Annotated in this window: 24 protein-coding genes; 8 read left to right on the plus strand and 16 right to left on the minus strand. The window is 59.6% G+C overall.

What is annotated here, in order from left to right; translation table 11 throughout:
• Positions 1-192: 192 nt before the first annotated feature.
• Complete coding sequence (gene purB / locus AKL25_RS09605; RefSeq protein ID WP_050477427.1) at positions 193-1,560, minus strand: adenylosuccinate lyase; 1,368 nt, start codon at positions 1,558-1,560, stop codon at positions 193-195.
• Positions 1,561-1,777: 217 nt separating this feature from the next.
• Here purB and AKL25_RS09610 point away from each other — a divergent pair, with 217 nt between their 5' ends.
• Positions 1,778-2,383: a glutathione S-transferase N-terminal domain-containing protein gene (locus AKL25_RS09610; RefSeq protein ID WP_050477428.1), complete on the plus strand. Its 606-nt coding sequence runs from the start codon at positions 1,778-1,780 to the stop codon at positions 2,381-2,383.
• Between the two features lie 101 nt (positions 2,384-2,484).
• Here the strand turns inward: AKL25_RS09610 and bfr are convergent, their stop codons facing one another.
• The 9 genes from bfr to AKL25_RS09650 form a co-directional block, all read right to left on the minus strand.
• On the minus strand, positions 2,485-2,958 hold the full coding sequence (bfr, locus tag AKL25_RS09615) for a bacterioferritin (protein ID WP_050477429.1): 474 nt from the start codon (positions 2,956-2,958) through the stop codon (positions 2,485-2,487).
• 305 nt (positions 2,959-3,263) lie between these two features.
• Positions 3,264-3,680, minus strand: coding sequence for an ExbD/TolR family protein (locus tag AKL25_RS09620; protein WP_050477430.1), 417 nt, complete (start codon positions 3,678-3,680; stop codon positions 3,264-3,266).
• Complete coding sequence (locus tag AKL25_RS09625; protein WP_050477431.1) at positions 3,680-4,414, minus strand: MotA/TolQ/ExbB proton channel family protein; 735 nt, start codon at positions 4,412-4,414, stop codon at positions 3,680-3,682. Before AKL25_RS09625 ends, AKL25_RS09620 begins: the two co-directional genes overlap by 1 nt.
• A gap of 64 nt (positions 4,415-4,478) precedes the next feature.
• Complete coding sequence (locus AKL25_RS09630) at positions 4,479-5,186, minus strand: energy transducer TonB (RefSeq protein ID WP_050477432.1); 708 nt, start codon at positions 5,184-5,186, stop codon at positions 4,479-4,481.
• Between the two features lie 9 nt (positions 5,187-5,195).
• On the minus strand, positions 5,196-5,423 hold the full coding sequence (locus AKL25_RS23700) for a (2Fe-2S)-binding protein (RefSeq protein WP_083444627.1): 228 nt from the start codon (positions 5,421-5,423) through the stop codon (positions 5,196-5,198).
• Positions 5,424-5,454: 31 nt separating this feature from the next.
• Positions 5,455-5,775 carry a hypothetical protein gene (locus tag AKL25_RS09635; RefSeq protein ID WP_007878680.1) on the minus strand — a complete coding sequence of 107 codons (321 nt, stop codon included), beginning with the start codon at positions 5,773-5,775 and terminating at the stop codon, positions 5,455-5,457.
• Positions 5,776-5,905: 130 nt separating this feature from the next.
• Positions 5,906-6,094: a hemin uptake protein HemP gene (gene hemP, locus AKL25_RS09640; RefSeq protein ID WP_007878681.1), complete on the minus strand. Its 189-nt coding sequence runs from the start codon at positions 6,092-6,094 to the stop codon at positions 5,906-5,908.
• A gap of 196 nt (positions 6,095-6,290) precedes the next feature.
• Positions 6,291-7,385: a tRNA 2-thiouridine(34) synthase MnmA gene (mnmA, locus tag AKL25_RS09645; protein WP_050477433.1), complete on the minus strand. Its 1,095-nt coding sequence runs from the start codon at positions 7,383-7,385 to the stop codon at positions 6,291-6,293.
• Positions 7,378-7,890: an NUDIX hydrolase gene (locus AKL25_RS09650; RefSeq protein ID WP_050477562.1), complete on the minus strand. Its 513-nt coding sequence runs from the start codon at positions 7,888-7,890 to the stop codon at positions 7,378-7,380. The genes mnmA and AKL25_RS09650 overlap by 8 nt, the downstream gene beginning before the upstream one ends.
• A 172-nt stretch (positions 7,891-8,062) precedes the next feature.
• Here AKL25_RS09650 and AKL25_RS09655 point away from each other — a divergent pair, with 172 nt between their 5' ends.
• The 3 genes from AKL25_RS09655 to AKL25_RS09665 are packed head-to-tail and all read left to right on the plus strand — an operon-like array spanning position 8,063 to position 10,973.
• A complete protein-coding gene (locus AKL25_RS09655; RefSeq protein ID WP_050477434.1) occupies positions 8,063-9,178 on the plus strand; it encodes a Re/Si-specific NAD(P)(+) transhydrogenase subunit alpha in 1,116 nt (371 codons plus the stop codon).
• Positions 9,179-9,216: 38 nt separating this feature from the next.
• The gene (locus AKL25_RS09660; protein ID WP_050477435.1) at positions 9,217-9,534 is read left to right on the plus strand and encodes an NAD(P) transhydrogenase subunit alpha part 2; all 318 of its coding nucleotides are present in this window, start codon (positions 9,217-9,219) and stop codon (positions 9,532-9,534) included.
• Positions 9,535-9,536: 2 nt separating this feature from the next.
• Positions 9,537-10,973 (plus strand): NAD(P)(+) transhydrogenase (Re/Si-specific) subunit beta, encoded by a 1,437-nt coding sequence (locus AKL25_RS09665; RefSeq protein ID WP_050477436.1) that lies wholly within the window; start codon positions 9,537-9,539, stop codon positions 10,971-10,973.
• A gap of 74 nt (positions 10,974-11,047) precedes the next feature.
• Here the strand turns inward: AKL25_RS09665 and upp are convergent, their stop codons facing one another.
• From upp to AKL25_RS09690, 5 genes are all read right to left on the minus strand, one after another.
• Positions 11,048-11,695 (minus strand): uracil phosphoribosyltransferase, encoded by a 648-nt coding sequence (upp, locus tag AKL25_RS09670; protein WP_050477437.1) that lies wholly within the window; start codon positions 11,693-11,695, stop codon positions 11,048-11,050.
• Positions 11,696-11,799: 104 nt separating this feature from the next.
• Positions 11,800-12,972 carry an FAD-dependent monooxygenase gene (locus AKL25_RS09675; RefSeq protein ID WP_050477438.1) on the minus strand — a complete coding sequence of 391 codons (1,173 nt, stop codon included), beginning with the start codon at positions 12,970-12,972 and terminating at the stop codon, positions 11,800-11,802.
• Between the two features lie 48 nt (positions 12,973-13,020).
• Positions 13,021-14,367, minus strand: coding sequence for a Xaa-Pro aminopeptidase (pepP, locus tag AKL25_RS09680; RefSeq protein WP_050477439.1), 1,347 nt, complete (start codon positions 14,365-14,367; stop codon positions 13,021-13,023).
• Between the two features lie 28 nt (positions 14,368-14,395).
• The gene (gene murU / locus AKL25_RS09685; RefSeq protein WP_050477440.1) at positions 14,396-15,106 is read right to left on the minus strand and encodes an N-acetylmuramate alpha-1-phosphate uridylyltransferase MurU; all 711 of its coding nucleotides are present in this window, start codon (positions 15,104-15,106) and stop codon (positions 14,396-14,398) included.
• A 13-nt stretch (positions 15,107-15,119) separates the two neighbouring features.
• Positions 15,120-16,148 (minus strand): aminoglycoside phosphotransferase family protein, encoded by a 1,029-nt coding sequence (locus tag AKL25_RS09690; RefSeq protein ID WP_050477441.1) that lies wholly within the window; start codon positions 16,146-16,148, stop codon positions 15,120-15,122.
• Between the two features lie 98 nt (positions 16,149-16,246).
• Here AKL25_RS09690 and AKL25_RS09695 point away from each other — a divergent pair, with 98 nt between their 5' ends.
• The 4 genes from AKL25_RS09695 to rsmA are packed head-to-tail and all read left to right on the plus strand — an operon-like array spanning position 16,247 to position 21,849.
• Positions 16,247-18,550: an LPS-assembly protein LptD gene (locus AKL25_RS09695; RefSeq protein ID WP_050477442.1), complete on the plus strand. Its 2,304-nt coding sequence runs from the start codon at positions 16,247-16,249 to the stop codon at positions 18,548-18,550.
• Between the two features lie 33 nt (positions 18,551-18,583).
• Positions 18,584-20,002, plus strand: coding sequence for a peptidylprolyl isomerase (locus tag AKL25_RS09700; RefSeq protein ID WP_050477443.1), 1,419 nt, complete (start codon positions 18,584-18,586; stop codon positions 20,000-20,002).
• Positions 20,003-20,008: 6 nt separating this feature from the next.
• Positions 20,009-21,067, plus strand: coding sequence for a 4-hydroxythreonine-4-phosphate dehydrogenase PdxA (gene pdxA, locus AKL25_RS09705; protein ID WP_050477444.1), 1,059 nt, complete (start codon positions 20,009-20,011; stop codon positions 21,065-21,067).
• On the plus strand, positions 21,064-21,849 hold the full coding sequence (gene rsmA / locus AKL25_RS09710) for a 16S rRNA (adenine(1518)-N(6)/adenine(1519)-N(6))-dimethyltransferase RsmA (protein ID WP_050477445.1): 786 nt from the start codon (positions 21,064-21,066) through the stop codon (positions 21,847-21,849). The genes pdxA and rsmA overlap by 4 nt, the downstream gene beginning before the upstream one ends.
• A gap of 32 nt (positions 21,850-21,881) precedes the next feature.
• Here the strand turns inward: rsmA and AKL25_RS09715 are convergent, their stop codons facing one another.
• Positions 21,882-22,235, minus strand: coding sequence for a helix-turn-helix domain-containing protein (locus AKL25_RS09715; protein ID WP_050477446.1), 354 nt, complete (start codon positions 22,233-22,235; stop codon positions 21,882-21,884).
• Between the last annotated feature and the right edge of the window lie 70 nt (positions 22,236-22,305).

A 22,305-nucleotide genomic window follows, 5' to 3' on the forward strand; every position in this document is an offset into this window, starting at 1 on the left:
GATCGTTTGAAGCGACGTTTAAATGAGGCGGCTCGCATTTTTGATGCAATGCCGCAGCATAAAGGCTTTTCAGGATTCGCAATAGATCAGTAAAACTGATTTCACTGATCCATTTACGTTAACAATCGATCTGTTGCCGCGCAATTTGAGGGGAGCAGGCGGGTTTGGGTTCCGTCGTTTCCCCTCGCACGCTTAAATATTTTTGGCCAATGCGATCGCTTCGCCGATGTAGTTGGCCGGTGTCATGGCCAGCAGGTGATTCTTGGCGTCTTGCGGGATGGCGAGGCCGTTGATGAAGTCGCGCAGGGCGTCTTTCGAAATGCCCTTGCCGCGCGTCAGTTCCTTCAATTGCTCGTATGGATTTTCGATGCCGTAGCGGCGCATCACGGTTTGCACCGGCTCGGCCAGCACTTCCCAGGTATTGTCCAGGTCTTCCGCCAGGCGGGCCGGATTGACTTCCAGCTTGTTCAGGCCGCGCAGGCAGCTGTCATAGGCCAGCACGGCGTAACCGAAGGCGACGCCGATGTTGCGCAGGACGGTCGAGTCGGTCAGGTCGCGCTGCCAGCGGGAAACCGGCAGCTTCTCCGACAGATGCTTGAGGACGGCGTTGGCCATGCCCAGATTGCCTTCGGAGTTTTCAAAATCGATCGGGTTGACCTTGTGCGGCATGGTCGAGGAGCCGATTTCGCCGGCCTTGGTGCGTTGCTTGAAGTAACCCAGCGAAATGTAACCCCAGACGTCGCGGTTCAGATCCAGCAGGATGGTGTTGGCGCGCGCCACGGCGTCGAACAGCTCGGCCATGTAGTCATGCGGTTCGATTTGAATGGTGTAGGGGTTGAACACCAGGCCCAGGCGTTGCTCGATGACGTTCTTGGAGAACGCCGCCCAGTCGGTTTCCGGATAAGCGGACAGGTGGGCGTTGTAGTTGCCGACCGCGCCGTTCATCTTGCCGAGAATCTCGACGGCGGCGATGCGCTTGACGGCGCGCTGCAGGCGGGCGACGACGTTGGCGATTTCCTTGCCCAGCGTGGTCGGGCTGGCAGGCTGGCCGTGAGTGCGCGACATCATCGGCACGGCGGCGTGTTCGTGCGCCAGTTCGGTCAGCTTGGCGATCAGGCCTTGCAGGGCCGGCAGCACGACGGTGTCGCGCGCGGCCTTGAGCATCATGCCGTGGGAAGTGTTGTTGATGTCTTCCGAGGTGCAGGCGAAGTGGATGAATTCGGAAGCGGCGACCAGTTCCGGGACGTCCTTGACCTTTTCCTTGAGCCAGTATTCGACGGCCTTGACGTCATGGTTGGTGACGGCTTCGATTTCCTTGATGCGCGCGGCATCGGCTTCGGTGAAATCCGAGGCCAGCTTGTCGAGCAGCGCGCTGGCGTTCGCCGAGAACGGTTTGATTTCCGCAAAACCCGCTGCCGACAAGGCTTGCAGCCAGGCAATTTCCACTTTCACCCGGTGGTGCATGAAGCCGGCCTCGGAGAGGATAGGGCGCAGCTTGTCGGTTTTGGCTGCGTAGCGGCCGTCGAGTGGGGAGAGAGCGGAAAGTGCGGTGAGGGACATGATAGTAGCGGGGGAAAGATGAAAACAGCGTTGAAAATAAGGACTCGCGATCCACGGCGATAGCAGAAACAGGCGTGGACCTGTATTAACTCGCGATTTTACCATTCCAGGCGTCATGCAATCGGGATCGTTGCAGCTTGTCGTCGCAACCGGCGATTCGGGCGTTGGCGAGCTAGTCCCGATGCTATAATCGGGCCGGATTATTACAAAAATTGCTATGAAACTAATCGCCTCACTGGTAAGTCCTTACGCTCGCAAAGTTCGCATTGTTATGGCGGAGAAGAAGATCGATTACGAGCTGGTTCTGGAAGACGTATGGAGCGAGACGACGACCATCCAGCAATTCAACCCGCTGGGAAAAGTGCCGTGCCTGATGATGGACGACGGCGGCGCCATGTTCGATTCCCGCGTGATTTCCGAATATCTCGATATCCTGACCCCGGTCGGCAAGCTGATGCCTACCGGCGGTCGCGAGCGCGCGGAAGTCAAATGCTGGGAAGCCTTGGCCGACGGCATGCTGGATGCAGCGATTTTGGTGCGCCTTGAAAAGGCGCGTCCGACCCGGCAGCAAAGCCCGGAATGGATCAAGCGGCAGTGGAGCAAGGTTGACGCGTCCCTGAAATCCATGTCGGTCGGCCTGGGTGAAAAGACGTATTGCGTCGGTAACCACTATTCCTTGGCCGATGTCGCTGTGGGCTGCGCCTTGGGATGGCTGAACTTCCGTTTTCCTGAATCGCCGTGGAAAGACAATTATCCTGAATTGCTGCGTTTGTTCGAGAAGCTGTCCGAGCGGCAGTCCTTCAAGGACACCGCGCCGAATTAATATATCGGCGAGCCTGGCGACGGGCCTCAAATAAAAAAGCGCGACCTGGGTCGCGCTTTTTTTTATTCCGCCGGCGCTGCATGAGCGCCCGACAAGAGCAATTACTCTGCAATGATCTGCGTCTGCAGGTAGTTCTGGATGCCGATCTTTTCGATGATGTCGAGCTGGGTTTCCAACCAGTCGATATGCTCTTCGGTATCGTCCAGAATCATCTGGAACAGTTCGCGGGAGACATAGTCGCCGTGGGTTTCGCAGGTGGCGATGCCTTCCTTGACGGTCTTGTGCGCTGCTTTTTCCAGTTTCAGGTCGCATTGCAGCATCTCGGCAGTGTTTTCGCCGATCATCAGCTTGTGCAGCGCTTGCAGGTTAGGCAGGCCGTCGAGCATCAGGATGCGGTCGATCAGCTTGTCGGCATGCTTCATCTCGCCGATGGATTCTGCGTACTCTTTCTTGGCAATTTTTTCAAAGCCCCAGTGCTTGTACATGCGGGCGTGCAGAAAATATTGATTGATCGCTGTCAATTCGTTAGTCAACTGAGCATTGAGCAGCTTGATGACCGCTGGATCGCCTTTCATAGGAACCTCTGAGATATAGTGGGAGAAGACAGGCTGGGGGGAGCAGAGGGGAGCTGCGCAATCGTCCGGCCGCGTGAACGGACGGATCATAGCGCAGCCGATTCCAGACTTCACCATAAATTAGCGCGAATCATTCTTACTTTATTTCTATCGGGCAGCGCCGGGCATGTTGCCCTGGCTGGGATAGCCTGTTGCAGAGCGGGTTTGGACGGGCCTGCGCCCAAAACAGCAAAGCCTCCATTCCGTGAAGAATGAAGGCTTTGTGTCGTAGCGAGCGTGACTGCCTCGCCAACTTCAGAGATGAATTACTTTGCTTGCGGATCGGTGACGAAGCCAATCTTGGAGAGGCCGCCCGATTGCGCAGCCGCCATCACTTGCGCCACTTTTTCGTATTGCGTCGTGCGTTCGGCGCGCAGATGTAGTTCCGGCTGAGGCTGCTTCTTGGCCGCTTCGGCAATGCGCAGGCTCAACTGGTTGCTGTCGATCTGCTCGTCATTCCAGAATACCTTGCCGTTCGCATCAATCGACAGATTGATATTTTGCGGCTTGGTTTCGTCCGGCTGATTGGTCGCGCGCGGCAGGTCGATCTTGACGGCGTGATTCATGACCGGAATGGTGATGATGAAGATGATCAGCAGCACCAGCATCACGTCAACCAGCGGAGTGGTGTTGATCTCCGGGTTGAAGTCGTCGTCCGAATCGGACAGGGAACCCATCGCCATTACGCTCTCCCGACAGCCGTCAGTTTGGCGCTTTTGGTTGCGCCTGTTTCAGCGTCCTCGGTTGCCGAGCGTGCGCCGGTGACGAACAGAGCGTGCAGGTCGAAACCGAATTTGTTCAGCTTGGCGATGGTGGTCTTGTTGCCGCGAACCAGTGCGTTATAGCCGAAGGTCGCAGGAATCGCCACTGCCAGACCCAGCGCAGTCATGATCAGCGCTTCGCCCACGGGGCCGGCGACCTTGTCGATGCTGGCCTGGCCGGAAGTGCCGATCGATACCAGCGCGTGATAGATGCCCCAGACGGTGCCGAACAGGCCGACGAACGGTGCAGTCGAACCGACTGACGCCATCACAGCCATGCCGGCTTGCAACTTGCCGGAGGCTTCATCAATCGCCTGGCGCAGGGACAGGGTGACCCAGTCGCTGACCGACAGCTGGTCATGCAGGTGGCCCTTGTGGGCAGTATGGTGGCTCATCGACGTCACGCCGGCTTTGGCGACTTCGGCGAATGGGTTATCGGTGCCCAGTGTCGCAACGCCTTCAGGCAGGCTGGTGGTGTCCCAGAATGCGTGACCGGCGGCATCGGCAGCGCGGCGGAAACGCAGCAGTTGCAGCGTTTTGGTGATGATCACATACCAGGACGCGATCGACATGGCGAGCAGCAGGACTGCGACGCCTTTGGTGACGAAATCCCCTTGCGCCCACAGGCTTTCCAATCCGTACGGACTAACTTCCATGATGACTTCCTTCTATGACTATAGTGAATGAATTAACGAATTTTATTCCGCATGTCCGCTGCGATCAGCGGTCCAGCTTGAATGTGATTGCGCCGGTGGCCGACACGACGATGGCCTTGCCGTCTTCGATATATGGCTTGAAGACGGCGCGCATGACAGCGCGGCGGGCTTCATCATCCAGGCGGGACGAACCCGATCCCTTGATGATATCGACTTTTTCAGCTTTGCCCGCGGTGTTGACCAATACGCGGAACTGCACGACGCCTTCTTCGCCCATGCGCTTGGACGCTGGCGGGTAGTTTGGACGCGGTGCTTCAATATATTCGATGCCGGAAGTAATTTGCTTTGGCGGCGGCGGACCTGGCGGCGACGCCGGTGCCGGTGCAGGGGCTGCTGCTGCCGGTGGCGATGGCTCAGCCGGTTGTGGCGGTGTCGGCGGGGCGGAGATCGCAGTCGGTGCCGGTGCTTGCGTGACCGGAATCGGTGGCGGCGGTGTAACGGATTTTTTCACGACCTGGACGACCTTCGGTGGCGCCGGCGGCGCTTTTGGCGGAGCCGGTTCCGGTGCGCGTTCAGGCGTGACGAAGGTGGCGATGACTTCTTTGGGAATCGCGTTGGCGACCTGATGAATCAGGCCGCTTTGCAGCGCATAGAAGAAGGCAAGGTGCAGCAGGATGATGAGGCCGAGCGGGCCGATTTTGCGGACCTGGCGCCAGACGGCGCCGACGGGATTGGACGAGCTGCTACTCATAGTAGGCGATAAGGCGTTCATAAATAATCTTCATGCAATAGCGGTGTTCGCGTGGAACACCATGGCTTGCACTGAGTTGCGTGTTTGCTTGGAATTGCTCAGACATTCGCGCAGGACATGTTTGGCGCAGGTATGGCATTTGCCGCAACAAGTGCCAACACCGAGCTCCTTGCGAAGCTCGGACATGGAGGTCATGCCTGCATTCACTGCCTGATGAATCTTGCCTTCGGAAATGTTGTTACAAACACATACGATCATTGTACGCCTTGCCGCCTGGGTATATAGGCTCTTAAATGGATCTCGCTCCTGAAACGATGCGAGCAAACAAGTTAAATTTCTCGGGTTGTGGCATGGTGCGTTCCACTACGGTTGCCCACTGTTCCGACAATTGCTGGCAAGTCGCCCGCAATACCGGAGCCAGATTCGGCAAATCCGCCAATGCTTTCAGGTGCCGTTCAATCACTGACGCCAATTTGACGCAGCTTTTGGTTTCCTGATTGCTGGCAGTGTAGTGAGACATCAAATGCAGCACTGCTGAAACCAGCAGCTCTGGCTGTGCCGGTGCGCTATTCGGTTCTACGAAAGCAGAATCCATTTTGTCGGTAACCATCAAACTCTCCTTAATCGGCAAGCTTGGCTGGCTAACGTATAACGCTGTGGCATCACCGTTGGCTGGCTGGTTTTGTACCATCGTTCAAAGCAACAAGTTTTGAGATGATTTTATTTTCTGCGTCGTCTCTTTATGCCGTCAAAATCAGCTTGTTCAGCTGTGTCAGGCGCAGCTTGTAAATACGGCCGCCATGGTCGATCTCCAGTTCGCGCATCTGCCGGAACAAATCCTGGCTCTTGATGCGTGTGATGGGGGAGCCATTTGCTGCTGTGGCTGGCTTGTTACGACGTTCAGTTCCGTGCTCGATCAGTTGGCTCATCATAACCTCCTATTAAATGCGAACAATTCTTATTTAGATTATTCGTCATTTAATCCAAGATTGCAAGCTCTTTTATGATTTGTTGCGACTTTCTTTCCTCTCGGAAATGGCGGGAAACGGCTTTTGTTGCCAGAAAAGAAAAAACGCTCCGTTGCATAGGGCAGACGGAGCGTTTTTTTGCGCGATTTAGGCGGTTTTACACCGATTCGATAATCCCGCCGCCAAGACAGACGTCGCCCTGATACAACACCGCCGACTGGCCGGGCGTCACCGCCCATTGCGGATCGGCAAAGCGCAGGTCGAAACGCGCGCCGTCGTCGTTGAAGGAGCAGGGCACGTCAGCCTGGCGATAACGCGTCTTGGCGCTCAGCGCTGCCATGTCGGGCGCTTCGCCTGCGACCCAGCTGATCTGGCTGGCGCCCAGTTGCGACGACAGCAGCCAGGGGTGGTCGTGGCCTTGCACGATATAGAGGGTATTGTTCTCGACGTCCTTGCGCGCTACGTACCAGGCGTCGCTGTTGCCGTCGGCGTTCTGGTGCGCCTTGATGCCGCCCAGGCCGATACCCTTGCGCTGCCCGAGCGTGTAGAAGCTCAGGCCGACGTGTTCGCCGACGATATCGCCTTCCGGCGTCTTCATCGGGCCGGGTTTGTACGACAGGTAGCGATTGAGGAACTCGCGGAAAGGCCGCTCGCCGATGAAGCAGATGCCGGTCGAATCCTTCTTTGTTGCATTCGGCAGCTTCAGCTGTTCGGCGATCTTGCGCACCTCGGTCTTGTGAATTTCGCCCAGAGGGAACAGCGTCTTCGACAACTGCGCCTGATTCAGGCGATGCAGGAAGTAACTTTGGTCCTTGCTGGCGTCGACCGCCTTCATCAGTTCGAACTTGCCGGTCGGATTTTCGCGCACGCGCGCATAGTGGCCGGTGGCGATCAGATCCGCACCCAGCAGCATGGCGTGGTCGAGGAAGGCCTTGAACTTGATTTCGGCGTTGCACAGCACGTCCGGATTGGGGGTGCGGCCGGCCTGGTACTCGCGCAGGAATTCGGCGAACACGCGATCCTTGTATTCGGCGGCAAAATTCACCGCCTCGATATCCACGCCCACCACGTCGGCCACGCTGGCTGCGTCGATCCAGTCCTGGCGCGTGGAGCAGTATTCGGAATCGTCGTCGTCTTCCCAATTTTTCATGAACAGGCCGATAACCTCGTAGCCTTGCTCTTTCAACAGCCACGCGGACACCGACGAGTCGACGCCGCCTGACATGCCGATGACGACTTTCTTCTTAGCCATTTGCTACTCCAGTTGCTTCCTTGACGGCGGCAGCGGTCACGCTGGCGTCGGTATACAGTAAAGACAGCGGCGCGCGCCGGCCGCTGAGGTAATCGTCGATGCAGCGCAAGACCAGCGGGCTGCGATGGCGCTCGCTGCATGCGGCGATTTCGTCGCGGGTCATCCAGAGTGTGCGTACGATGCCGGCGTCCAGCGGGCGGTCGTGTTTTTCGCCCAGTTTTCCGGCAAACGCAAAACGCAAGTAAGTGGTGTCGGCGCCGGCGCGCGAAGACGACACATTGCGCGACATATACATGCCGATCAACGCGGTCGGTTCGAAATCGTGTGCGGATTCTTCTAGCGCCTCACGCACAACGGCTTGCGTCAGCGCTTCGCCTTCATCGAGATGGCCGGCCGGCTGGTTCAGGCGCAGGCCGTCGCCGGCTTGCTCTTCAATCATCAAAAAACGGCCCTCGCGCTCGATGATCGCAGCGACAGTCACGGAGGGCTTCCATACTTCAGTCATCATTATCCTTAACCTGCAACAGCCGCCATTTTACCGTGGCTGGGCAAAGCCTTCAGGAGATGGGGCAAAGATGCGAGTTGGCATCGTGAAAGAGGGTGTTTGCGCAAAGTTGTTGATCTTTAAATTTTACGTGTAAGATTCCGGTAAGAATTTACAACTATAGGAGCTCTGAATGAGGCTAGGCATCCCCGTCGAAAGTCGGGAGGGAGAAACACGCGTCGCGGCAACCCCGGAAACAGTCAAGAAACTGGTGGCCGCCAAACATGAGGTGCTGGTCGAATCAGGCGCCGGTATTCAATCCAGCATCACCGATGAGGCCTATGTCGCCGCCGGTGCAACGATCGCGGCTACAAGCGACGTGTATGGCGCCGATGCACTCCTCAAGGTGCGTGCGCCGAGCGCGGACGAGCGTACGCGCCTGAAGTCCGGCACGGTCGTGGTCGGCATGCTCAATCCTTTCGATGCGGACAACATCGCCGCCATGGCTGCTGCCGGGCTGACCGCCTTCGCACTGGAAGCCGCGCCGCGCACCACCCGCGCGCAGTCGATGGACGTGCTGTCCTCGCAAGCCAACATCGCCGGCTACAAAGCCGTGCTGATGGCCGCCAACACCTATCAGCGCTTCATGCCGATGCTGATGACTGCCGCCGGCACCGTCAAGGCCGCGCGCATGCTGATCATGGGTGCCGGCGTCGCCGGGTTGCAGGCGATTGCGACAGCGAAACGCCTGGGCGCGGTGATTGAAGCTTCCGATGTGCGTCCCGCGGTCAAGGAGCAGATCGAGTCGCTGGGCGCGAAATTCCTCGACGTGCCCTTCATCACCGATGAAGAAAAGGAAATCGCCCAGGGCGTCGGCGGTTACGCCCGTCCGATGCCGGCCGACTGGATGCGCCGTCAGGCCGAGGCCGTGCATGAGCGCGCCAAGCAAGCCGACATCATCATCACCACCGCGCTGATCCCGGGCCGCAAGGCGCCGGTGCTGATCAGCGAAGAAACCGTCAAGGCCATGAAGCCGGGCTCCGTCATTCTCGACATGGCGGTCGACCAGGGCGGCAACTGTCCCTTGTCCGAGCCGGGCAAGACCGTGATCAAGCATGGCGTGCACATTATCGGCGAAGGCAATCTGGCGGCGCTGGTGGCGGCCGATGCGTCGGCGCTGTACTCGCGCAACGTGCTCGACTTCCTCAAGCTGATCGTCGACGGCGAAGGCAAGCTGGTCATCAACCGTGAAGACGACATCGTCGCGGCGACCCTGCTGTGCTCGGGCGGCGAAGTGCTGCGCAAATAAGAGAAGACGCCTCGGCGTCGGAAAAACGGAGAAAACACATGGAAGTCAGTCACACCATCATCAACCTGATCATCTTCGTGCTGGCGATTTACGTCGGCTACCACGTGGTCTGGACGGTTACACCGGCCTTGCACACACCGCTCATGGCGGTCACCAATGCCATCTCGGCCATCATCATCATCGGCGCCATGCTGGCGGCGGGCCTGACCGAAGGGCCGGTCGGCCGTATCGCCGGCACGCTGGCGGTCGCGCTGGCGGCGGTCAATGTCTTCGGCGGTTTCATGGTCACCCAGCGCATGCTGGAGATGTTCAAGAAAAAAGAACCCAAGACCAAGACAGACAAGGCGGGGGCATAAGCATGAGCATGAATCTGGTAACCCTGTTGTACCTCGTCGCTTCGGTCTTTTTCATCCAGGCATTGAAAGGCTTGTCGCATCCCTCGACGGCACGTCGCGGCAATGCCTTCGGCATCGCCGGCATGACGATTGCCGTCGTCACCACATTGGCGCTGATCATCAAGCTCAAGGGCGACATGCCGACATCGGGCATCGGCCTCTGGCTGGTGGCGGGCGGTGTGGTGGTCGGCGGCGGCATTGGCGCCTATCTGGCCAAGAGCGTCGAGATGACCAAGATGCCTGAACTGGTTGCGGCGATGCACTCGCTGATCGGTCTGGCGGCGGTCTGTATCGCAGTCGCCGCAGTCGCCGAGCCTTGGGCTTTCAACATCGCGGCACACGGCGAAGCGATCCCGCTGGGCAATCGCGTTGAATTGTTCATCGGCACCTTCGTCGGCGCCATCACCTTCTCCGGTTCGGTGATTGCCTTCGGCAAGTTGTCCGGCAAGTACAAGTTCCGCCTGTTCCAGGGCGCGCCGGTGAGCTTCTCCGGTCAGCATATGCTGAACCTGCTGCTGGCGGTGGCGATGATCGGCTTCGGCGTGATTTTCGTGCTGACGCAGCACTGGCTGCCGTTCATCATCATGGCCGCGATCGCGTTCGTGCTGGGCGTGCTGATCATCATCCCGATCGGCGGCGCCGACATGCCGGTGGTGGTGTCGATGCTCAACAGCTATTCCGGCTGGGCGGCGGCGGGTATCGGCTTTTCGCTGAACAACTCAATGCTGATCATCGCCGGTTCGCTGGTGGGATCAAGCGGTGCGATCCTGTCATACATCATGTGCAAGGCGATGAACCGTTCGTTCTTCAACGTGATCCTCGGCGGCTTCGGCGGCGATCCTGCTGCTGCAGCGGCAGGCGGCGCGCAGGCGCAGCGCAACGTCAAGTCCGGTTCGGCCGACGATGCCGCCTTCCTGATGGGCAATGCGGAAACCGTGATCATCGTGCCGGGCTACGGCCTGGCGGTGGCGCGCGCTCAGCATGCACTGAAGGAGCTGACCGAGAAGCTGACCCACAAGGGCGTGATCGTGAAGTATGCGATCCATCCGGTGGCAGGGCGCATGCCGGGTCACATGAACGTGTTGCTGGCCGAAGCCGAAGTGCCTTACGACCAGGTCTTCGAAATGGAAGACATCAACAGCGAGTTCGGCCAGGCCGACGTGGTGCTGGTGCTGGGCGCCAACGACGTGGTCAATCCGGCGGCCAAGGATCCGAAGTCGCCGATCGCCGGCATGCCGATTCTGGAGGCGTACAAAGCCAAGACGGTCATCGTCAACAAACGTTCGATGGCGGCCGGTTATGCCGGTCTGGACAACGAACTGTTCTACATGGACAAGACCATGATGGTGTTTGGCGACGCCAAGAAGGTGATTGAAGATATGGTCAAGGCAGTCGAGTAAGCTGTCTGGACGTATCGGAAATAAAAAAGCCGCCGGAGTCAACTCCGGCGGCTTTTTTTATCGTGCAGAAGAAATTACTTGGTGCCGAAAATCCGGTCGCCTGCATCGCCCAGGCCAGGCACGATGTAGGCATGGCTGTCCAGATGCGAATCCAGCGAAGCGACGTACAGCTTCACGTCCGGATGTGCATCCTGGAATACCTGAACGCCTTCCGGCGCCGCCACGAGTGCGACGAAGATGATGTTTTCCGCCGTCACGCCGCGCTTCTTCAGCACGTCGACGGCATACACGGCCGAGTTGCCGGTCGCCACCATCGGGTCGCACAGGATCATGGTACGGTCTTGCAGGTCGGGCAGGCGCACCAGGTATTCCACCGGCTGGTGCTGGTCGTTGCGATACACGCCGATGTGGCCGACGCGTGCTGACGGGATCAGCTCCAGCAAGCCGTCGCTCATGCCGATGCCGGCGCGCAGCACCGGCACCACGGCCAGCTTCTTGCCGGCGATCACAGGCGCGTCATAGGTGACCAGCGGCGTTTCGATGGACTCGGTGGTCAGCGGCAGGTCGCGCGTGATTTCGTAACCCATCAGCAAGGTGATCTCGCGCAGCAGGTCGCGGAAGGTGCGCGTCGAGGTGCGCTTGTCGCGCATGTGCGAGAGCTTATGCTGGATCAGCGGGTGATTCAGGATGAACAGATTGGGGAAGCGGGGATCTTGTTTCATGGTTTTATTCGTTCAGGGCAGGGCCGCGGGCCTGCGGCGATGCTGCATTGTCTCATGCCGGACGCCGCCTGCAAGGGTTTCCGGGGGAGCGTGACGTAGCGGACTTAACGCCAGCCGAACATCATCTGTTCCGCCAGCAGGCGTTTGGCGGGAGCGGCCACATCGATCAGGCCGAGCGACAAACCAAGCAGTGCTTGCGAAGGCGCACCATCGGGGGCGCTGGCAAAAACGCGGGCCATCAGGTCGGTCAGCTTGATGGTGGCGCTGCGATCGCGGCGGCGTTGCGCGGCAAATTGCGCCAGCGCTGCGGTGCCGGAAGCGTTGCGCGTGAGGGCGCCGGCCAGCACCACGGCATCGCGCAAGCCGAGATTGAGTCCCTGGCCGGCGACCGGATGCAGGGTTTGCGCCGCGTTGCCGATGGCGACGGTCCGCGCCGAGGCGCCGGGTTCTGCGTTCAGGCCGAGCGGGTAGCTGTTGCGTGCGCTGCATGCCGTAAAGCGGCCTACGCGCGCGCCGAAGGCTTCGCCCAGCGCGTGCAGAAAAGATGATTCGTCCAGTGCCAGCAAACGTTTGGCTGTTTCAGGACGCACACACCACACCAGCGCGTAGCCGTCGTCCTGCGGCAGCAGCGCCAGGGGACCTTCGGCGGTAAAGCGTTCGAAGGCGCGATGCGCTATGCCGGCGGAGGTGGCGACATGGGCGACGATCGCCACCTGTTCATAGTCGCGCTGCAGCGCCTTGGCAGTTTGTTCCGAAAATACGCCGCCTTCGGCCTGCACCACGATGCCGGCGCTGAGCGTGCGGCCGTCGGCGAGTTGCACCGAGGCTTGCGCACCTTGTTCTTCGATTGCGGCAACTTCTGCAGGACGCAGGATCGTCACCGCAGTCGATGCCAACGCCGCCGTCAAGGCTTTCACCAACGCACCATAGCGCACCACGTAACCAAGCGCGGGAAGACGGTAGTCGTCGCGGTCGATCAGCGTGCGGCCGAAGTGCCCGCGTCGCGAGACGTGGATCTGGTGAATGGAGGTAACCGCCGATGCCATCAACGGCCAGGCGCCGATGTCATGCAGGACTTGCTGGCTGCCATGCGAGAGGGCAATCGTGCGCGGATCTTGCGCCGCATGTTCAGCAGCCTTGGCGTCGATCAGGGCGATGCGCGCTGCAGGCATGCCGCGCTTGTGCAGCAAGGCCGTAGCGCTGAGGCCGACCGGCCCGGCGCCGCAGATGATGACGTCGTAGTCCGGAGGCGGCAGGGCGATGTCGGTGATGCTCATGAGTTGTGGATCCTGGAAATCGGGATTCTGACGCGACGCAAGAACGACCTAAGCCGAACGCATCAGCGCTTCGATTTCCGCAACCTTGTTGGGAACCGCCGTAGTCAGGATTTCACAACCGTCCGGCGTGACATGGGCGTCGTCTTCAATGCGGATGCCGATGTTCCAGTATTTCTCCGGCACGCCTTCGGCCGGACGCACGTAGATGCCCGGTTCGACCGTCAGCACCATGCCGGGTTGCAGCGTGCGCCAGGGCTTGTCGCCGTTGGCGTCGGCCGGGTCGCGATATTCGCCGACGTCGTGCACGTCCATGCCCAGCCAGTGGCCGGTGCGATGCATGTAGAACTGGCGATAGTCGCCCTTGGCGATCACATCGTCGAGCGTGCCGACCTTGTTCTTGTCGAGCAGGCCGGTGTCGAGCATGCCTTGCGCCAGCACGCGCACGGCGGCGTCGTGTCCGTCCATGAAGCGTTTTCCGGGACGGGTTTCGGCAATGGCGGCGTCTTGCGCGGCCAGGACGATTTCGTACAACTCCTTTTGCGGACCGGAGAACTTGCCGTTGGCCGGGAAGGTGCGCGTGATGTCGGACGCATAGCTGTCGAGTTCGCAGCCGGCGTCGATCAGCACCAGGTCGCCGTCTTTCAGTTCGGCGTCGCCGGCGCGGTAGTGCAGCACGCAGGCATTGGCGCCGGCGGCGACGATGGAGCCGTAGGCCGGGTACTGCGAGCCGTTGTTGCGGAATTCGTGCAGCAGTTCGGCTTCCAGATGATATTCGCGCAGGCCGGGGCGCGACAGGCGCATGGCGCGGCAATGCGCTTCGGCGGAGATGATGCCGGCGCGCTTCATGACGTCGATTTCACCGGAGTCCTTGAACAGCCGCATTTCGTCGAGCCGCACGTTGACGTCGACGATGGACGACGGCGCGGATACGCCGGTGCGGCCCAGCGCGCGTACGCTTTGCAACCATTCCTGTAGTTGCGCATCGCGTTTGGCGTCATGGCCCAGTGCATAGAATACGGCCGGCGCATCGGCCAGCAGTTGCGGCATTTCTTTATTCAGCGTATCCGTGGCGAAAGCTTCGTCGAAGCCGAATTGCGCACGCGCCGCGTCAGGGCCGAAGCGGTAGCCGTCCCAGATTTCGCGTTCCAGATTCTTGTCGCGGCAGAACAGGATGCTGCGGCTTTCCGCACCCGGGCCGGCGATCAGGACGATGACGGCTTCCGGTTCGGTGAAGCCGGACAGGTAGTAGAAGTAGCTGTCGTGACGATAGGGGTAGTCGGCATCGCGATTGCGCATTACTTCGTGCGCGGTCGGGATGATGGCGACGCCGCCGCCTTGTGCTTGCATGTGCGCGATCAGTCTGGCGCGGCGGGCGGTGAAGGAGGCTATGGTCATGTTGGTGCTTTCTTCCAGATCATCCGGATTATCTGCCGCCGAGGGGCGTATTCAATTCTTCCAGCTGTTCGACGGTGCCGACATTGATCCATTCGCCGCGGTAAATCTCGCCACCGACCTGGCCGCGTGCGGCATATTCGCGCAGCAGCGGGCCGAGTTTCGCGTGTTCGCCCGGGGTAATGGCATCGAACATTTGCGGCCGGTAGACGCCGATATTGGCGAAGGTGAACAAGGGAGAACCTTCGTTGGCGATCGAAAAGCTGTTCAGCGCGAAATCGCCGGTCGGATGATGCGGCGGGTTTTTCACCAGATAGATCCAGGCGACATCGCGCTTGTCCAATGGTATCGGATTTCCCCACAGGTCGTTGTCCTCGAGCACGGTCTTCACCTGCTCGAAGTCGAAATGCGGGATGTAGATGTCGCCCGAGATGGCGACGAATGCTTCTTCGCCCAGCAGATGGCGCGCCTTGGCGATGCCGCCGGCGGTTTCCAGCGCGCTGCCCTCGGCCGAATACTGAATCTGCGCCCCGAACTGCGAACCGTCGCCCAGCGTTTCTTCGAACAGATGGCCGAGGTGGGCGTGGTTGATGACGATCTCGGTGATGCCGGCGCGCACCAGGTTCAGGATCAGCCAGACGATCAGCGGGCGGCCGCGCACCTTCAGCAAGGGTTTGGGGCAGGTGTCCGTCAGCGGGCGCATGCGCTCGCCGCGGCCGGCGGCAAAAATCATTGCTTTCATCGCCGATGCCGCCTCAGAAGGTGTAGCCGACTTGCGGCGCTTTGTCTTCCAGCTTTTCGATCAGCCTGACCAGCGGCGTCAGCGCGGTGTAGCGGCGCGCAGCTTTCAGCGTGTATTCCATCACCAGCGGCATGTCTTTCAGATAGGCATCCTTGCCGTCGCGATGGTAAAGACGTGCAAATATTCCCAGCACTTTCAGATGGCGCTGCAGGCCCATGAACTCGAAGTCGCGATAGAAAGTGTCGATGTCCGGCGCCACCGGCAGGCCGGCGCGCTTGGCGCGTTCCCAGTAGCGGATGACCCAGTCCAGCACCATTTCTTCGTCCCATTGGATATAGGCGTCGCGCAGCAGCGAAACCAGATCGTAGGTGATCGGGCCGTAGACTGCGTCCTGGAAATCGATGATGCCCGGATTGCCGCTCGTCATCACCATCAGATTGCGTGAGTGGTAGTCGCGATGGACGTACACCTGCGCCTGCGCCAGATTGTTGGCGAGCAGGGTGTCGAAGACTTTGCTCAGCGTGTTTTTCTGGTCGTCGGTCAGCGTCACATTCAGATGTTTGGCGACGTACCAGTCGGGGAAAAGTTGCAGCTCGCGCAACAGCAGGGGGCGGTCGTACTCCGGCAGCATGTCCGGCTTGCTCTGGGTCTGCAGCAGCACCAGGGCGTCGATGGCGTCGATGTACAGCTTGTGGGCGGTGTCGTTGTTGAGCTGGTTCAGATAGGTGGTCGAGCCCAGGTCCGACAGCAGCAAAAAGCCGCGCTCCACATCTTGCGCCAGGACGGTCGGCACCGAGACGCCGGTTTTGCCGAAGACCTCGGCGACGTGGATGAACGGGCGGACGTCTTCTTGCGGCGGCGGCGCATCCATGACAATCAGTGTTTTCTTGTCAGGCGTATCCACGCGGAAATAGCGGCGAAAGCTGGCATCCGCAGAGGCGGGGCGCAGCGTCTCGACCAGCGTCGGGGTTGCAGTCAGGGTTGGCAGCCATGCTTGCAGCTGGGACAGACGCGAATCGGTGGGGGAATTATTTAAAGACATGAACAATCAGAGGAATTCGTTTGATGATGTTGAGTTCCCATATAATAAGGGATTAAATCCAAAAAATCGCCTGCCATGGTGTTTGAACGCTTCTTTACATGATCCGCTTTTTTAAGTTTCCATTTGGCCGTTTTGCCGACTTGCGGATGTCGCGTTTCTTTACGTCCCTCGTTGTAGCTGCTTCAGCGACGACCGTTTTACCCATTTCTGCGCAGGCGCAGACCACCCAGAACACGCAGGATAAGCAAGATAAGCAAGACCGGCAGCCCAAAACTGCCGACGACAAGGATGCTCCGGTCAACATCAGCGCCGAGCAGATGACCGGCCGTCCGGACCGCCAGATCAATCTGGACCGCGACGTCGAGGTCGTGCGCGGCGAAACCACCATCAAGGCCGACAAAGCGGAATACCGGATCATCAAGGATGAAGTCGAAGCCACCGGTCACGTTTGGATGAAACGTCTGCAGGACCGTTACACCGGCGACAAAGCGGTGATGAACATGGACTCGGGCAAGGGTTACGTCACCAATCCGACCTACCTGTTCGGCAAAAACGGCGGTCGCGGCAAAGCGGACAAGATCGATTTTCTCTCCGACGACCAGGCATTGGTGACGGATGGCACCTACAGCACCTGTGAAGCGCTCGACCCGGATTGGTATGTCAAGGCATCCACGCTCGACCTCGACAGCGGCCGCGACGTCGGCACGATGCGCAGCGGCGTGGTGTATTTCAAGGGCGTGCCGATTCTTGGCGCGCCGCTGATGTCGTTCCCGTTGTCGGGCGAGCGCAAGTCTGGCGTGTTGCCGCCGACGTTTGGCGTCACCAGCAACGGTGGTGCGGAACTGACGGTTCCCTACTATTTCAACATTGCGCCAAATCGTGATTTGACGCTGTATCCGCGTTACATCGCGCGACGCGGATTGCTGCTGGGCGCGGATGCGCGCTATCTGGGGGAAACCTATTCCGGCGAAACCCGCGTGGAGGGGATCCAGGACCGCATCACCGGGACCGGACGCTACTCGCTTTCCACATTGCATACGCAGAAACTGGCGCCGAATCTGGTATTCGGCTGGAACGTCAACAAGGCTTCCGATAACGATTACCCAAGCGATTTTTCCCATTCGGTGACCGCGAGTACGCAGCGCTTGCTGACTCGGGACGTTGGTCTTAATTACACGGGCGAATATTGGAGTGCGGCTGGCCATGTGACGAAGTACCAGTTGCTGCAAGACGTCACGTCGCCGATTCAGAAACCGTATGATCGCTTGCCGCAGTTGACGTTGACCGCAGGACGTCAGGATGTCGGCGGTTTCGATCTGAATTTCGCATCCGAATTTGCACGTTTTTCGAATACGTTTACGGCCGGTACCTCCGCCGGTTCCGAGATGGTCGGCGGCGACCGCATGTATGCCACGCCATCGATTTCGTATCCGATCATTCGTCCGGGTTACTTCATCACGCCAAAGGCGTCGCTGGACGCCACCACTTATCGCCTGAACAATGTCGCCGTCGGTGCGCCGACCAATCTGACGCGTGTCGTTCCGACCTACTCCCTCGATGCAGGGATGACCTTCGAGCGCGACACGAACATTCTCGGTCGCGACATGACCCAGACGCTGGAACCGCGTTTGTTCTACGTTCGCACGCCGTATCGCGATCAGAGCCAGTATCCGAATTTCGACTCCGGTTTGGCAGACTTCAACTTCGCGCAGATCTTCAGCGAAAACCGTTTTGTCGGTCATGACCGCATCAGCGACGCCAACCAGATTACCGGCGCATTGGTGTCGCGTTTCATCGAGGAAAACGGTCTGGAGCGTTTGCGTGTGGCAGTCGGTCAGCGCTTTTACTTTGCCGACCCGAAGGTCGTGCTCGACGGCACGACGACGACGGTCAACGGCAGCAAGTCGGATCTGTTGTTGTCGCTGGGCGGACAGATTTCCAACAAGCTGTCGCTCGACAACACCGTCCAATACAGTGAAACCCTGCGCCAGATGGTGCGTTCGAATTTCGGCGCCCGCTGGCAGCCGGCGCCGAAGAAGGTGCTGAACCTGACCTACCGCCTGGATCGCACCAATTCCACCGGCTTGCTCAAGCAATTCGACGTCTCCGGTCAATGGCCGATCTCGCAACGCTGGTATGCTGTCAGCCGCATCAACTATTCCATCCCTGATAAAACCGTTGCCGAAGGTTTGCTGGGCATGGAATACAAGGCGGATTGCTGGGTCTTCCGTCTGGTCGCACAGCGTATCCCGACTTCGTCGACCAAGGCATCGACATCGTTCTTCATCCAGCTTGAGCTGAACGGATTCTCGAAGATCGGCTCCAATCCGCTGGATGCATTGAGCAGCAGCATCCCCGGCTACCAGCTGATTAACAAGCCCGACGACATTACACGTTATTAATAATCGACTTTCTTTATGAACGCTTCCTTCTCCATGCGCAATCATCCTTCTGTACGTATCACGTCCGGCATCGTTTTGTTGTGCATGTCGCTCGGCATGGTCGGCAGCGCTCAGGCGCAATTTGCGACGTCAGCCACGCCTGCCGTTCCCAGCCTGACGCCGCCATCGGTCAATCCGGCGCCGGCGGCTCCGGCAGCAGCGCCGTCGAGGGCTCCGCGTCCCGTAGATTCGATTCTGGTGGTGGTCAACAACGAAGTGATCACGCGCCAGGAGCTGACCGATCGCCTGCGTCAGGTTGAAAAGCGCCTGACCGCCCAGGGCATGGCATTGCCGCCGCGCAGTCAGCTTCAGAGTCAGTTGGTCGAACGCATGATCGTCGAGCGTGCGCAGACGCAAATGGCCAAGGAAAACGGCATTGTGGTCGACGACACCATGTTGGACCGCGCAGTGTCCCGCATCGCAGAGCAGAACAAACTGTCGATGGCGGATTTCCGCGTCCAGCTGGAAAAAGAAGGCATGGATTTCGCGGCATTCCGCGAAGACATCCGCCGCGAAATCATCATGCAGCGTTTGCGTGAACGCGAAGTCGACAACAAAGTGGTGGTGACCGAATCCGAGGTGGACAATTACCTGGCGTCGGAATCCAACACCGCAAGCGCGCGTGAAGACCTCAACCTGGCGCAAATCCTGATCCGCGTGCCGGAAAACGCTTCGCCGGAACAAGTTGCCGCCCGCCGCCAGCGCGCGGAAGACGTATTGCGTCAACTCAAGACCGGCGCCGATTTCGCCAAGACGGCCGCGACCTATTCCGACAGCAGCGACGCCCTGAGCGGCGGCGATCTCGGCTGGCGCGCTCAAGACCGTTTGCCGCAGCTGTTTATCGATGCGGTCGCCAGCCTGAAGCCTGGCGAGATATCCGCCATCGTCAAGAGCGGTAACGGTTTCCACATCATCAAGCTGGTTGACCGTCGCGCCACCGCGAGCGCCAAGGCCGATGCGCCGGCCGTCGAACAAACGCACGCGCGTCACATCCTGATCAAGGTCAATCAAGTGGTTTCGGCGGCGGAAGCGCGTCGCAAATTGCTGGAGTTGAAAGAGCGTCTGGATCACAAGGCTGCGACTTTTGAAGAATTGGCCAAGCTGTATTCCAACGATCTGTCCGCCTCCAAGGGTGGTGACCTTGGCTGGATTTATCCGGGCGACACCGTGCCGGAATTCGAGCGCGCCATGAACGAATTGAAGCCGGGTGAAATCAGCCAGCCGATCGAGTCGCCCTTCGGCTATCACCTGATCCAGGTGGTGGAGCGCAAGACCGACGACGCTTCGAAAGAGCGTGCGCGCGCTGCTGCGCGTCAGGCTCTTCGCGAGCGCAAGATCGACGAAGCGACCGAAGACTGGCTGCGCCAGTTGCGTGATCGCGCCTACGTTGAATTCCGCACCGACGACAACTGATCTCCGATGTCAGATCTTCCCTCCGCAACGCGTTCAGAATCCCGCCAACGTCCAACGCTGGCGATCACCTGCGGAGAACCGGCCGGCATAGGGCCGGAGATTTCCATCAAGGCTGCATGGGAGCTGCGTAGCGAGGTGCGCAGCGTGTTGCTGGGCGACGCCGCCTTTCTGGCGCAGACGGCGCAGGCGCTGGATGCCTCGATCGCCCTGTCGGCATTGTCCGTGCAGGCATTTCGCAACTCCGGCCTGCCCGATTTTCCGCAAGACCGCCTGATCGTCATCGATTGCCCCGTCAACGAACCGATCGTGCCGGGCGTGCTCGATGCGCGTAATGGCCGCGCGGTGCTGCAGGCGCTGGATATGGCGGTCGAAGGGGCGTTGCAAAAGCATTTTGACGCCATCGTCACCGCGCCGCTGCAAAAGAGCACGATCAACGACGCCGGCGTGCCGTTCACCGGCCATACCGAATACCTCGCCGAACGCACTGCAACGCCGCAAGTCGTTATGATGCTGGCCGGCGGCGATGCACCGCATCTGCGGGTCGCGCTGGCAACGACGCATCTGGCGCTCAAGGACGTGCCGGCAGCGATCACCTTCGACAGTTTGAGCCGCACGCTCGACATCATCCATACCGATCTGCGCGACAAATTCGGCATTGCGCAGCCGCGTATCCTGGTCACCGGCCTGAATCCGCATGCCGGTGAAAACGGCTATCTCGGCCGTGAAGAAATCGACGTCATCATTCCTGCGCTGGATGCCGCCAAAGCGCGCGGCATGGATGTTGCCGGTCCTTATCCGGCCGACACCCTGTTCCAGCAAAAATATCTCGAGCATGCCGATTGCGTGCTCGCCATGTATCACGATCAGGGCCTGCCCGTGCTCAAATTCGCCAGCTTCGGCCAGGGCGTCAACATCACGCTCGGCCTGCCCATCATCCGCACCTCGGTCGACCACGGCACGGCGCTGGATCTGGCCGCCAAAGGCCTGGGCGAAGCCGATCACGGCAGCATGATCGAAGCCATCAGGACCGCCGCGCTCATGGCGCGCGCCAAGAATTCCCTATGAAACACATCGCCCGCAAACGCTTCGGCCAGAATTTCCTGACCGACCAGACCGTCCTGTACGACATCATCAGCGCCATCGCGCCGAAAAAGGACGACATCATGGTCGAGATCGGCCCCGGCCTGGCAGCCATGACCAGCCTGTTGCTGGAGTCGCTCGACCATATGCACGTGGTGGAACTCGACCGCGATCTGGTGGCGCGGCTGCAGAAGCAGTTCAGTGCGCAACGTCTGCAGGTGCATTCGGCGGATGCGCTGAAGTTCGACTTCACCTCGATTCCTGTGCCGGCAGGGCGCAAGCTGCGCGTGGTCGGCAATTTGCCGTACAACATCTCCAGCCCCTTGCTGTTTCATCTCGCCGAGCTGGCGCCGCACGTGCAGGATCAGCACTTCATGCTGCAAAAGGAAGTCGTCGAGCGCATGGTCGCCGAGCCGGGCGGCAAAGCCTTCGGACGGTTGTCCGTGATGCTGCAGTGGCGCTATCACATGGAGCTGATGTTCGTCGTTCCGCCGACGGCGTTTGATCCTCCGCCGCGCGTGGATTCAGCCATCGTTCGCATGATTCCGCTGGCGCAGCCGCTGGAATGCGATCAGGCTCTGCTGGAAGAAGTGGTGACCAAGGCGTTCTCGCAGCGCCGCAAGGTGATCCGCAATTGCGTGGCGGGATTGCTGGTCGAGGCCGATCTGCTGGAAGCGGGTATCGATCCGCAAGCCCGGCCTGAAGCGGTGCCGACGGAGCAATTCGTCGCGCTGGCCAATGTGCTGAAGAAAAAGCGCGCAGCCTGATTTGCTTCGGCTTGCCGGTGCTGAACGGAGCCTTACTTGCGCGCCGCCCTCAGCAACAACTCCATGAAGTCCACCGTCAGTTCCTGATCTTGCGTGGACAGCAAAATAAATCGCGACAGCGCATCTTCCAGTCTTGCCGCCGCAGCCTTGCCGACATCGTTTGTCGACTTGACGGGCCGCAGGTTTTGTTCCGCGATGAGGTAGAGCGAGGACACCGGCACGCCGAGCGCCTTGGCGACGTTTTCCAGCATGTCGGGCGTCAGGCGCTGCTTGTCGCGCTCGACGCGGGATAAATTGGCTGCATCCGTGCCTGCGACCAAGGCAATCTCTTCCAGGCTCGCTTTTCGTTCTTTACGTATCTTGCGTAGGACTTGGCCAATATTCATTTACCAATTCTCCTGCCAACATTGCGTAATGCGCAAAGTCCTTTGGACAAATTTTTTGTTAAAATATTGC

Source organism: Herbaspirillum rhizosphaerae, assembly GCF_001189965.1.
In the GTDB taxonomy this organism is placed as follows: Bacteria; Pseudomonadota; Gammaproteobacteria; order Burkholderiales; family Burkholderiaceae_D; genus Herbaspirillum; species Herbaspirillum rhizosphaerae.